4 protein-coding genes and 1 riboswitch are annotated in these 14,087 nt (G+C 44.8%); all 4 genes read right to left on the bottom strand.

Annotation, left to right across the window (positions count from 1 at the left end):
- Positions 1-10: 10 nt before the first annotated feature.
- Positions 11-10,717: an amino acid adenylation domain-containing protein gene (locus MHI23_RS02000; RefSeq protein ID WP_342492230.1), complete on the bottom strand. Its 10,707-nt coding sequence runs from the start codon at positions 10,715-10,717 to the stop codon at positions 11-13.
- A 145-nt stretch (positions 10,718-10,862) separates the two neighbouring features.
- Positions 10,863-10,956, bottom strand: a riboswitch (cyclic di-GMP riboswitch).
- Positions 10,957-11,324: 368 nt separating this feature from the next.
- Positions 11,325-12,128, bottom strand: a complete 804-nt coding sequence (locus MHI23_RS01995; protein ID WP_024424298.1) for an ABC transporter permease — start codon at positions 12,126-12,128, stop codon at positions 11,325-11,327.
- Positions 12,121-12,990, bottom strand: coding sequence for an ABC transporter permease (locus MHI23_RS01990; RefSeq protein ID WP_149126008.1), 870 nt, complete (start codon positions 12,988-12,990; stop codon positions 12,121-12,123). The genes MHI23_RS01995 and MHI23_RS01990 overlap by 8 nt, the downstream gene beginning before the upstream one ends.
- Positions 12,990-14,081: an ABC transporter ATP-binding protein gene (locus tag MHI23_RS01985; protein WP_024427274.1), complete on the bottom strand. Its 1,092-nt coding sequence runs from the start codon at positions 14,079-14,081 to the stop codon at positions 12,990-12,992. The genes MHI23_RS01990 and MHI23_RS01985 overlap by 1 nt, the downstream gene beginning before the upstream one ends.
- Positions 14,082-14,087 lie beyond the last annotated feature (6 nt).

Below are 14,087 nucleotides of genomic sequence, written 5' to 3'. Positions count from 1 at the left end.
TCATTTTTGCTTAAAATAGATCCATTAGCTTTTCAAGTTCGTCCATGGTGAGATCCTCATCCCCCACATCACTAGGTGTGATCTGACTCTCATCCTGTGATAGACAATGTGAGATCAATGCCTTCACATTCTTTTCTAAGAGTTCCTTGAACTGTTCGATCGTACGTTCTTCGAATTCAAGGTGATGATAGGAAATCGTCACATGGAGCATGGCTTGTTCTACGAAACCAACAATATCCAGCGCATGAGGTTTCTCGGATTCAGGGCTCAGCGATTGTCCTGCATGCCATGGAGAACGCCTCAATTCACCGCCGCCGATCTGTTCATCAAATTGACCAAGATAGTTAAAGCTGATATCTGGTGTGACTTGAAAATCGATATCGTCCTTCATCTTGTCAGGCGTTAAGTATTTTAAAACGCCATAGCCGATGCCCTTGTTCGGAATGTGTCTGAGTTCCTCTTTTAAATACTTGATCTGATAAGAAAGATCGTCTGCATGCGACATATCCAGTAATACTGGATACATGCTAGTAAACCAGCCGATGGTCCGTGATACATTAACCGCAGGGAGGATATCCTCTCTCCCGTGCCCTTCAAGATAAATAAAGTGTCTGTCTTCACCTGTCCACTCTTTCATGGACAACCCTAATGCCGTCAGCAAAATATCATTGATTTCTGTTTGATAGGCTTCATGTACATCCGTCAGCAGACTGTGTGTTTCCTCCTCAGACAATGTAAAACGAAGGGTCTCTGTATGAAGCATTCGTTGATCCTCCGTGACATGGTCCTTTTGAAGCGGAGGAACGGAATGCGCAAGCACCTTTTTCCAATACTCTCTTTCCGATAGCAGCTCATCTGACACAGCGTATTCAGTCAGCTTCTGGGCATATTCTTGGAAGGAGTGTGTTTTTTCAGGAAGGGTAAGAGTTTCCCCGCGCTTCGACTGTTCATAAAGAGCCATGAAATCTTCAAGGAAAATGCGCCATGACACACCATCAATGACAAGATGGTGTACAGCGAGCAATAAATGATCCCCTTGATCTGTTCGGAAAATGGCAGGTTTCACTAGTGGTCCCTCCGTTAACGACATACTCGCCTGCACTTCATTTGCCAGCTTTTCTACCTGCTGAATTTGCTGTGACAGCTCTCCTTTTACTTCCACCACATCAATTGCCACATTATTTTCCTCGATTCCTCGATGACGCTGGATGACGCGCCCTTCTTCGAGCGGATACACCATTCGCAATGCATCATGATGAATCATGAGCTGCTCTAGTACTTGCTGAACGTTTTTCTCATTTAAACCATTTGGCGCATGAAGCATCATCGATTGGTTCCAGTGATGCTGATTCGTAAAGTTTCGTTCAAAGAACCAGCGTTGAATCGGTGTTAATATGACTTCTCCTTTGACAGGTGATTGGTCGGCTGTGAGAAGATCGGCTTCTTCAATATATGGGCGAAGCTCCGCAATGGTCGGATACTGGAATAGAAGTTTCATATCGAGCTTCCAGCCTGCTTGCGTGAGTCGGCTTGCCATTTGGATACCTTTAATGGAATCTCCGCCAAGGAAGAAGAAATGATCGTGAATGCCGACTTGGCTGACGCCAAGGACATCTTCCCAAATGCTGCAAAGCAGTGTTTCCACTTCGTCTCTTGGGGCTTCGTATACCGTTTGGTTCGCTTCGATATCAGGAGCTGGCAATGCTTTGAGATCGACCTTTCCATTGGCCGTCATTGGAAATTGGTCTAGTTTTATGATCCATGATGGCACCATGTAATCAGGCAATGTGCGTTTCAGGCTTTCTTTTAAGTCCTCTGTATCGTTCTCCGTAATCACGTAAGCGGCAAGGGCGTCCTGATCACTTGCATCTTTGACCGTTGTCACGACGGCTTCTTTGACCGAATCCAGCGTCAGGATCTGCGCTTCAATTTCTGACAGCTCAATACGGAAGCCGCGGATATTGACCTGATGGTCTATTCTACCGAGATAAATCAGCTCACCATCCTCTGTCCATTTCACTAGATCGCCTGTGCGGTACATGCGCTCGCCCGGATAAAATGGATCTGGGACAAATCGTTTGTCTGTTTCTTCTGGAAGATTCCAGTAGCCTCTTGCCAGTCCTTTTCCTGCGATCACGAGCTCACCTGGTACGCCTGGCGGCGACAGGTCGTATAACGAACCCATGATGTAAAAACGTGTATTGGCAATGGCTGTTCCTATCGGAATCGTGCCTTGTTCTGGATCGATCATTCCGCTTGTCGCTACGACTGTATTTTCAGTTGGACCGTAGTTATTGACGAGTTTGTATGGGACTGGCTTTACCTGTTTCAGCTTATCTCCGCCTGTTAGTAAATAACGTAGAGAATGGTTGTCCATTGACATAAACTGCTCACATAGCTGAGTTGGCAGGAAGGCAATGGTGATGTCTTCTTTATTGAAATACGCATTGAGTTTGATCATATCGAGACGAATCGCTTCATCGATAATGTGCAGCTCTGCGCCGGCGATCCACGTCGGGAACATCTCCCAAATGGAGGCGTCAAAGCCAAAGCCGGCATATTTCGCAGTTCGATCGTCTTTCGTCACTTGGAAGGCTTCATTGTGCCAGAATGCAAGATTTACAAGGGACTGATGCTCGACCATGACACCCTTCGGCTGCCCCGTCGTCCCAGACGTGTAAATCATATAAGCGAGATCCGTTGGTTTGATCTGAACCTGAATCTCGTGAGCTTCTCCTTCTACGGCATCTTCTATGAACAGCACTTGACCTGTAAAGGAAGGTGGTGCAGTAAGCCCTTTTTGCATTAGAAGTACCTCTGCCCCGCAGTCTTCTAGCATGTATGCAATACGCTGCGCTGGATAATCTGCATCAATCGGAACGAATGCCGCACCTGCCTTGAGAACGCCAAGGACAGCTGCCGTCATATCAAGGGATGGGCGGGTGAGAATACCGACGCGGTCGCCTGGTTTTGTGCCGTTTGCGATGAGTCTTGAAGCGACTACATTCGCCCGGCTGTTCAACTCTTTATACGTCCAGCTCGTTCCGCAGAAGGTCACTGCTTTTTGATGAGGTGCTTCTTGTGCCTTAGCTTCAATCAAGGCATGAACGGTTTGATCTGACGGGACGTCTAGAACAGGACCTGACCATTCATTCAGCTGTTTTTGCTGCTGCTGCGGTGACAATAATTGCATTTGATCTAACGATTGATCTGGCGCTGACACCATTTGTTCCAGCAAATGAAGGAAATATTCTTTCCACTTTTCAATTGACGTCTTTTGAAAGATAGAACAATTAAAATCAAACACGAGATCAATTTGATCTGCGGATTCGTTTCCAGTTAAGGTCAAATCAAATTTGGCAATATTCTCTTCGAATGGCTGTGGAACAATGTGAAGCCCATCCATTGATAAATCACGAATATCCGCATTTTCCATTGAGAATACCACGTCAAAAATTGGATGACGGCTTGTGTCGCGAACCGTTTGCACCTGATCTACCAATTCTTCAAATGGGTACAGCTGATGCTCATTTGCTTCTAACACAAGCTGATGAACATTTGACGCAAATTCAGCAGCTGTCTGATGTCCTGATGGTCTTGTTCTAAGTGCCAGCGTGTTCACAAACATGCCGATCACAGATTGAATATCAGGATGGGTTCTGCCAACAACCGGAGAACCAATGATGATATCCTCTTGTCTTGAAAGCTTGCTTAAAAGAATACTGTAGCCAGCAAGCAGGACTGTATAGGTCGTACTGTTGAGCGCTCTAACGAGTTCGTCCAATTTCGCTTTAAGCGAACCTTCGATTGTAAATGAGACACGATCTCCTGCGAATGTTTGCACTTTTGGCCTTGGCAGATCTTCTGGCAGTGCCAGCACAGGCAGCTCCCCTTGTAATTGATCCAGCCAGAAAGCCTCTTCAGCTGCTTTTTGCACAGCAGATGCCTCACTTTTTGACCAAACTGCATAATCCTTATATTGAACAGGTAATTCCTCTAGTTTGTCTCCTCGATACAGGGCTGATAGCTCCTCAATTAAAATGCCAACAGACGCACCATCTGAAATGATATGATGCATATCAATCAGTAAATAATGGACATTTACGGAGACGGAAACCAGCCCTATTCTGAGTAAAGGCGCTTTTTCAACATCAAATGGCCTGATAAAGTCATTCATTAATTCCTGTATGTCTCGGCCGTTCTGTTCAATTTTTTCAATGTCTATAGAGACATTTGTTTCAATCCGTTGAACAGGTTCATTCTGAACAAAATCAAAGCTCGTTCGGAAAGCTTCATGACGTTGGACTAGCTGATCAATTGCCTTTTCAAATCGTTTTTCATCAAAGGCTCCTTCTAGCTTTAAGGCAGCCGGCATATGATAGCTTTGCTCCGCATCAGTCATTTTCTCCAAAACAAACAGTCTTTTCTGAGCAGATGTCACTGGATAATAGGACGCCTCTTTGGCAACTTCTACTCGCTTGATCTCCGTTTGATCCGCTTGATCAACCGCAAGGGCGAACGCTTCTAATGTTGGGGATTCAAATAAAGACTTCAAAGTGAGCTCCACCTGCATCTCTTCATATAGCCTGTTCAGCATTTTCATGCCGCGCAGCGAATGACCTCCGCATTCAAAGAAATGATCACGCCTGCCGATTCGCGGCACTTCAAGAACTTCCTCCCAAATGTTCGCCAGCAGACGCTCTGTTTCTGTTTGAGGAGAGGTGTATTCATTTGCCCCCTGCTCACTGAGATCAGGTGCTGGCAGCGCCCGCCTATCGACCTTGCCATTATTCGTCAAAGGAAGCTCGTCTAATTGCATGAAAAATGCCGGCATCATATATACAGGCAGTTCACGCCCTGCTTGCTCGCGCAAATCAGATAATGAAACAGATCCTTCTGCTGTGAAATACGCACATAAGGTGTCATTCGAAGCAGCAATGACGACAGCTTCCTTCACCTGAGGATGCTGCAGCAGCTGGTGTTCAATTTCACCAAGCTCGATACGCTGTCCGCGAATCTTCACTTGATGATCGATCCGTCCAATGAATTCAATATCTCCATTTGACAGCCAGCGTGCAAGATCGCCCGTTTTATACATGGTCTCTCCAGGGCGGAAAGGATTGTTGACAAACTTTTCGCTTGTTAGTTCTGGCTGCTTATAATATCCTTTCACCAGTCCATCACCAGCGACACATAGCTCTCCCGCCACACCCGGCGGCTGAACATGTCCAAACTCATCTACAATATAAACAGCCGTTTGACTCACTGGCTTTCCGATTGGGATAGATAACGCCTGCTTCTCAATATGATTCACAGGATAATATGTGGTGAAAATTGTGCTCTCAGAAGGTCCGTACATATGAACAAGCTTGTCTTTCCCAACTGTCTCAAGTGCAGTCACTACATGAGGCACAGAAGCTCGCTCTCCGCCAAACAGCACTTTTCTTACGTTTTTCAGGCTGTCTTTTTTCATGTCGATGAGTAAGTGAAAAAGAGCTGTTGTGATCATTAAAATACTGACTTTTTCCTTCTCAATCGCTCCAGAAAGCTCATTCATGTTTAAAATATGATCCTTTGGCAGAACAATGAGTTTCGCTCCGTTTAATAATGCACCAAACACATCAAACATAAAGGCATCAAATACATAGTTTGAGAGGCTCATCACCGTGTCTTCAGGATGAATGGTGAGATAATTCGATTGCTTCACCGTTCTCAAAATGTTCCGGTGTGTCACCATATTTCCTTTAGGCTTACCGGTTGTACCTGATGTATAGGTCAAATTCGCCAAGTCCTCAGGTAAAATATGAGCATCTATAGGGCTGTCTGACTGCTGAGCAATCGCTTGATCTTCTGTTTCTATGATGGTTCCCTCAAATGCAGTGAGCACCGAGCGATGGCGCAGCACTTGATGTGTCAGTAAGAATTGTGCACCGCTGTCTGTTAAAAAGTACTTCACGCGCTCATCAGGGAAATCGGGGTCAATTGGTACATAGACACCGCCAGCCTTAAGCACAGCCAAAACAGAGAGCACCATTTCATTGGAACGTTCAAAGAATAGGGCCGCTTTCATCCCTTTTTCAAAACCAGTTTCACGCAAATAATGAGCCAGCTGATTCACTCGGTCATTCAGCTCTTGATAAGAAAGAACCACATCTTCACATTGCAATGCAGGCTGATGACCATGCTGCTGCACCTGTTTTTCAAACTGCGTCACAATGGTTTCTTCTGCTGGATAAGGCGAAGGTAACGGATTCCACCTATTTAACTGAGCTTCTGCTTCTTGTTCAGACAGTAATCGATAGGATTGAATAGCTTCCTGCGGCGCTTGAACCATTTGCTCCAGCAGATAAACATAATGTTTCATCATCTGCTCTGCCGTACTTCGTTTAAATAGCGCCGTACTGTAATCAAGTACAAAGGATAAACCTTGATCGGACTCCATCGCTTGCAGTGTTAAATCAAATTTCGCAATATGGAAATTGGTTTCTTCAACCTCGACCAGCATGTCTCCAATATGCTGGGCTGCTCCATGATCCGGCGCGAGTGTAAAGACGGTGTCAAACAATGGATGACGGCTAAAATCTCTTGGCACATTCAGCTTTTCAAGCAGCCGTTCAAATGGATATTGCTGATGCTCAAATGCCTGCATTGTCTTTTTCTTTACTTGCTCAATCAGCTGAGACATGGTTCCATTCGGATCTACCTCAGACCGCAAAGCAAGTGTCTGGACAAACATACCGATCATGTCATTCAAATCTGTATGCACACGCCCTGCCGCCGGTGTTCCGACCACGAATTCCTTTTGACCTGTATATTTGGCAAGCAATGTATAGTAAGCAGAAAGCAAGACCGTATACAGTGTCGTGTGATGGTTTGCTGCAAGCTCCTGTAATTGATTCTTTAACGCTTCATCTATTTCTTTGATGACACGATCACCTGCGAAAGACTGGACAGCTGGACGCTGATAATCAGTCAGCAGCTGTAAAGCCGGAATATCACCCGAAAATTCTTGCAGCCAAAATGCCTCTTCTTTTTGAAAGCCTTGGTGCTGTTGCCAAACTGCATAATCTTGATATTGAAGCTTCAATGGTGCTTTAACCGATCCCTCGTAAGCATCTGACAGCTCACGCAGCATCAAATCGATCGAAAGACCATCTGAAATCAAATGATGCATATCGAAAAAGAGCAAATGCTCCTGATCATGCAATGACTGCAAACCAATTCGAAGAAGCGGCGCACACTCAAGATCAAAAGGTCTGACAAATTGCTGCATGTTTTCTTCCATCGTACCGCCTGTCAGCTGTTCTATTTGAAAGGACACTGATGAAACGATCCGCTGACGAGGAACACCTTTTATCGTATGAAAAGAAGTGCGCAGCATATCGTGACGTGAAATCAGCCTGTCAAAGGCTTCAGTCAGCTTCTCAAGCTGCAGAGTTCCTTTTAACCTCACAACAGCAGGCATATGATATGCAGTGCTTTGCTCCAATTGACTCACCATATAGACGCGCTGCTGTGGAGGCGACAATGGATAATGATCAGCAGCCGGCGCTTTTGGTATCACCGTTTCAGAAGACCTTTCTGCTTTCTCAATATAAGCAGCTAGAGCAGCAATTGTCTGCTGTTCAAATAAAACGGAGAGCGGCACCTCCACTTCAAAGTCTCGCTGAACCTTGGTAAGTACGGTCATCGCTTTGAGCGAATGCCCGCCTCGATCGAAGAAAGAATCATACACACCGATCTTCTCTTGATCTAGAATGTCTTCCCACAAATGAACAAGCTTCGTTTCTATATCGTTTCTAGGTGCCGTATAAACAGCATGTACCGCTCTATCACCTTTTAATGCAGCAAGTGCACGACGGTCGACTTTGCCGCTGACTGTGAGTGGAAAAGCATCGAGCTGTTTGAAATAAAGAGGCATCATGTACGCTGGAAGCTGATGTTTGATAGCCGCTTGCAGCATGTCAACAGACACACCTTCATGACGAGCTTGATAATAAGCACTTAACGCCTTTTCTCCATCCGCTTCGTCAACCACTAGCACGACAGCCTTATCAACTCCATCTACCTGCTCCATCACAGCTTCAATCTCGCCTGTTTCTATCCGGTAACCCCTTATTTTCACTTGATCGTCCATTCTGCCAAGATAATCAATCGTGCCATCTGGAAGCCATCTGACTAGATCCCCCGTTCGATACATCCGCTCATGCGGAGAAAACGGATCTGCTGTGAATACCTTCTCCGTCAATTCAGGCTGATTCACATAGCCTCGCCCAACACCTATACCGGCAATGCACAGTTCTCCTGCTGCCCTATGCAGCTGCAATTGATCATATTCATTTAAAATATAAATGCGATGATGACCAAGCGGTTTTCCAATCGTCACATAGCGCTGTTCAGTTGATTCGCTCAGCTCACTGAGATTCAGGCGATGCACCGCCGCATCCACACACGTCTCAGTTGGACCATACACATTCCACAGAGTAAAATCAGGCTGACTCATACGAACTGCTTCAATGAGTGAACGTGCTGCTTTCGCAGGCAGCGCTTCTCCCCCAATCAACATGTGCGTCAATGACAGCCCGTCCAAATCCGCAGCAAGTAAAAGCTGCACATGCGCCGGTGTTCCATCTGCCGCTTCAATTTGATGTTTTCTGTAATAAGCCGCTAGCTGCATGCCATTTCTCGTCGTTTCTCGCGGGATGATATGAAGCGTATGTCCAAATAAAAGGGCAGCAAAGATTTGTTTGACCGATGCATCGAAATGGAATGGGGCTAGTAGCGCCATTTGTAGCTCATTCGCCCCTTGATAAATCTCATGATGCAAAGCATGGACCAAATGATGAAGCTGAAGATGCTCAATCATGACGCCCTTCGGCTTTCCAGTCGTACCCGATGTATAAATCATGTAGGCTAAATCATCCGGCGCCGTCTGATCTACAAGCTCAGGCAGCCGTCCATCATCTAATAATATTTGCTGCAGCACGATCAATTTTTCCGAAAGGGCTGGGTATTCTTGAATGAACGATTCCTCTGTTAACACAATAGAAGCACCTGAATCCTCCACAATAAATTGAATGCGCTCCTCAGGTAATGCCGGATCAATTGGTACATATGCCCCGCCAGCCTTTAGTATGCCGAAGACTGCTACCATGGCATCTGTCTTACGCTCCATCAAAACAGCAACAGGCACATCACGTGAGATACCTTTCATTTGTAAAAAACGAGCCAGCTTTTCTGCCTGTTGTTGCAGCTCTCCGTAAGTAATTGTTCCATCTTCTGCTACAACGGCTGTCCGGCCTGCATATTTGTTGGCTGTCTCATCAAACAGGTGATGAACCGGTTTTGCTGCTGGCCTTTCAAACGATTCTCCTTCAGATAATTGCAGCAGCTCCTTTTGTTCACCTGCTGAAAGTAAAGGCAGTGTCCCGATCAGCTGATCAGGCTGAGAGACGGCCGCTTCTAGTAATATCAAGAATCGATCAAACATCTTACTCATTTCTTCTTCTGTGAATACATCTGTACGGTAATCCAAATCAATGGTCAATGTATCAGTATCCCAGCGGTCTTTCACATGGATTGAAATATCATTCATTCCGCTCCCGCTAAAAATCGGTTCAGTAATGAACGACAGATTCTCTTTTTTCTGCCACTGCATCACCTGATACTCTAAAGAAATATCAAAAAGGCGTCCTGTAAACCCTTCTCTTTCCCGCAAATCATTCATGAGCAAATTGTAAGGGTACTTTTGGTGTCGCAAGATCTTCATTTGATCCGCCATGACCTTCTTTACGAAATCAAGAAACGATTGCGACCCTTGAACAGAAGCACGCATTGGAATCGTAGATACAAACATCCCAATCATCTTTTTTTCTTTGGCATTCGTCCGGTTGCCCATAAAGGTTCCAAGAACGACATCCTCCATACCGCTAAAGCGATGTAAGTAAATATAGACAGTGGACATAAACATCGAAAGCATACTGACTTTCTGTTCTTCACAAAAAACACGAAGCTTCTCCTTTAAAGAATCTGGAACATCCCCTGAAAATCGCTCCGCATGCAAACTCATCTCGTATCCCTTATGCGGTTTTAAAGATGCGAAGTCTGGAATATGAGCAAATTGCTCATTCCAAAAAGCTTGGTCTTTTTGAAAACGTTTAGAAGATTCATAGGTCTGCTCACTCATGATGTGATCAACGAAGGAAATCTCCTCAACTGGCGAGATGTCTACTCCTTGCAGCATGTCATGATATAAATCAATAATGCGATTTCCCATTAAAATGATGGAAATACCATCCGCGACAATATGATGTGCTTTACAGAACAGCCAGCACTCTTGATCACTGATTTGAAACACCGTAAATTCAATCAAAGGGCTGTCAATCAATGGCATCGGCTCACGAATCTGCTCGTTTGCCCAAACCCTTACTTCCTCTTCACTCCAGCCCTTTTCCATGCGAATCGGCTGTTTTTCATAAGGTTTGATATATTGAACAGGCTCCTCCTCTTCATCTCGATACACGAGCCTCAGCCGAAGAGAGTCAGTTTGTCGAATGTACGCTTGAAGCACATCGACGACCAAAGAAGGATCGAGACCAGATGCTGATCTCAACCTGGCGAATCCACCCAAATTAGAAATACTTGTACCTGGATAAAATCTTTCCGTGTAGAATACTCGCTTTTGCGCATGTGTTAAGGGGTAATAAACTATATTCATTCTCATCCTCCGCCTCTTCTATGTTTTCTCCACCAATTTCACCCTGCACCCTCTATATCAAAAGAACCAAGTCTATTTCATTAAAATAGACGGTTAAACAGAAAAGGAGCCCACCCCGAATAAAACGGAGGGACTCCCATTTTCATTCGGTAGCCTGCCGACCTTAGCAAAAAAAGAATCATTTACCTTAGGACATGGCTTTGCGTCTCTATGTTTCCATAGATTTGCCTTTTTCTTCTTTTCTTTTAGATATTTTCTATTTACGTCCACTTTATATGAAAATATTGTTTTTTTCACCGAAAAATGGGTGTAAAGATTCATGCGTTATACCGAAGGGATCCTGTGAGAATTGACGATATTTACCGAAAATAACTAATAATAGTTGCGTTCAACCGAAAATAATCGACTAAATACCGCAAAAATTTCATATTTCCCCTTAAATTTTGAAAATATGACCGAAAATGTAGGATAGAGGTCTCCTTGCGTTCCCCGCAAATTCTTAAATCTTAAGAACTATATTCCCTAAAAAAATGAATTTTTTTACTGTAAAAACAACAAAAAAAAGAGTTGTCATTTCAAATGACAACTCCTTGTTTCTTCATTATATTTACATCACCTTAGACAAACCAATCGTTTTTTCAATAATGAGCAGCGCAATGATAGAAATGATAATAAATATGACAGATATCGCATTGACACTTGGATCAAAGGTCTGCTCAATGTAATTAAAGGTCCTGACAGGAATTGTAATGGTTTGAGGAGAGGAAACGAACAAACTGATCGATATTTCCCCAAATGACGTCACAGCTGAAAACACCCCTCCTGCAATGATTCCCGGCTTAATCAAAGGCAATGTGACTCGAAAAAACGTACGAATGGGTCCTGCGCCAAGATTCATTGAAGCCAGCTCAAGCCGCGGATCTAAATTCGAAACACTCACGCCTACCGTTCGAACCACATAGGGAAAACCAATGATGACGTGACCAATGACGAGCGCCCACAAAGACCCTGTAAAGCCCATAGCCGTAAACAAGTAAAGCATTGCAATCCCTAACACCACCTGAGGAATCATGAGAGGTGACAGAATGAAAGCTTGGACAGCCTCCTTTCCCTTAAAGGAAAGCCTTGCTAAAGCATACGATGCCATTGTCCCTAAAAGAACCGTGAGAGGCGTCACGATGAACAGCAGAATCACACTGATCCGAAGAGATTCCATCCATTCTGGATTTGACACGACCTCATGAAACCAGCGCACAGAGAACGAAGTCGGTGGAAATTCAGGAAAGGCATTTGGACTAAAAGCAGATAGGACGATCACAAGAACAGGTATGGTTAAGAAAAGATAAACCAATGACCCAGCAGTCCAAATCAGGATGGAAAGCAAGCGGTCACCTATTGACTTTTTACGCATGCATCCTCGCCTCCCAACGCTTCAATAAATAGCTTAATAGACTGACTACCACAAGCACACAAACCAATAATGTAAAGGACATAGCCGCAGCAAGAGGCAGATTATACACCTGCATGACCTGCTGATAAATTGACAGCGGCAGCAGCGGCTGCATCCGTCCGCCGACTAACAGCGGGGTGATATAACTTCCTGCTGCCAGTGAGAAGACGATGATCGCGCCAGTCACCATGCCTGGAATGGTCAGTGGTAAGGTGACATGAAAAAAGGTTCGAATCCGGCCAGCTCCAAGACTCATAGAAGCCGGTCTTAAGTGACGATCCATATCGGTTAAGCTTGTTGCGATCGGCAGTACTGCAAATGGCAGCATGACTTGGACATAGGCAATAATGACCGCATTCATATTCCACAGCATCGAGAGCGGCTTCTCAATCAACTGTAAATCTAGTAACATGCCATTGATCAGACCATTTTGCGAAAGAAGAACAATCCATGCAAATGTCCGAATCACAACACTTGTCAAAAGCGGCGACACAAGTAGGATATAGAAAAATGCCCGCAAACGCGGATTAGGTGCTTTGACGAGCACGTATGCTGCGGGGTATGCCATCAATAAACAAATCACCGTTGTCTGCAAAGCCACCCACACAGTACTTCCAATCGCCTTTACATATGCATCTGTCGTGAACACATGCATATATTGAGAAAAGCTATACGTTTGTAATGTATTCATCATCGAATCGACATCGCGAAAACTGAGAACTAGCATCATCACCAGAGGAGCTAGTAAAAATACTACAAGAAACAAACAGGCTGGCAGCAGCATAAACCAATGAAATCGTTGATTCTTTTTCTTGATTCGCATCACGTATGCACCTTCGAATCTAAGAAAACGATATCTTCAGGCTGCCAATGGATATGGACGGTTTCTCCAACTTCAGGCAGCTCGGGAAATGCCGCATCAGAAGCATGGACAATGATTTCACCATTATCAAGCCCCACAACCAAACGTAATGAATGCCCAATATAACTCACATCTGACAGCACGCCTGATACATGGTTCGGCTTTACTTCCTCCCGCTCAGAAGAGATACTGATTCTTTCAGGACGCAGCATAAGCAGTTGCTTTTCCCTCTTCTCTTGATGTGCCGCAGCCTGCAGCTGAAGATGCTGACCGTTTGAATGGGTTACATGCGGAACTGTAAATGCCGCATCAGCTTCATTGTACACGGCCTCAAAGATGTTCACCTGTCCGATGAATTCAGCTACAAATCGATTGTTTGGCTGGCGGTACACCTCTAAAGGCGTCCCAATCTGCTGAATTCTTCCCTCTCCTAAAATTCCAACCCGATCAGAAAGGCTTAAGGCTTCCTCTTGATCATGTGTCACAAGAATGGTTGTAATCCCGACATTCCTTTGAATATTTCGCAGCTCTGTCTGCATGTTTTTTCTTAGTTTGGCATCTAGGTTGCTGAGCGGTTCATCAAGAAGAAGAACAGACGGCTGAATCGCCAGCGCTCTTGCAATCGCTACCCGCTGCTGCTGACCACCGCTTAATTGGTGGGGCATCCGTTTCGCAAATGCCTCTAATTGAACAAGAGACAAGCTTTCCATCACCTTCTCTTTAATTTCCGCCTTCTTTTTCTTTTGAACCTTTAGCCCGTACGCCACATTATCAAATACAGTCAGATGTGGAAAAAGTGCATAGCTTTGAAAGACCATACCTGTTTTTCTTTGGTAAGGCGGCAAAGCTGTCACATCCTGATCACCAATATAGACGACGCCTTTTGTTGGTTCTAAAAAACCGCCAATGATGTTTAATAATGTTGATTTTCCGCAGCCGCTAGGACCAAGAAGGGAGAAAAACTCTCCCTCATTCACCGTAAGACTGACATCGTTGAGAGCAATCTGCTCACCGAAGTGCTGACTGATGTGTTCTAAATGAATTCCACTCATGCGATC

The sequence above is a fragment of the Bacillus sp. FSL M7-0003 genome (genome assembly GCF_038628485.1).
In the GTDB taxonomy this organism is placed as follows: Bacteria; Bacillota; Bacilli; order Bacillales; family Bacillaceae; genus Bacillus; species Bacillus safensis.
Note: the sequence above shows the minus strand (reverse complement) of the source record. Positions and strands in the feature narration are given on the sequence as shown.

What these genes read in the sequence shown, in the direction of transcription:
- MHI23_RS02000 (WP_342492230.1), bottom strand. Translation starts at nt 10,717, where the DNA reads ATGAATATAGTTTATTACCCCTTAACACATGCGCAAAAGCGAGTATTC.
- MHI23_RS01995 (WP_024424298.1), bottom strand. Translation starts at nt 12,128, where the DNA reads ATGCGTAAAAAGTCAATAGGTGACCGCTTGCTTTCCATCCTGATTTGG.
- MHI23_RS01990 (WP_149126008.1), bottom strand. Translation starts at nt 12,990, where the DNA reads ATGCGAATCAAGAAAAAGAATCAACGATTTCATTGGTTTATGCTGCTG.
- MHI23_RS01985 (WP_024427274.1), bottom strand. Translation starts at nt 14,081, where the DNA reads ATGAGTGGAATTCATTTAGAACACATCAGTCAGCACTTCGGTGAGCAG.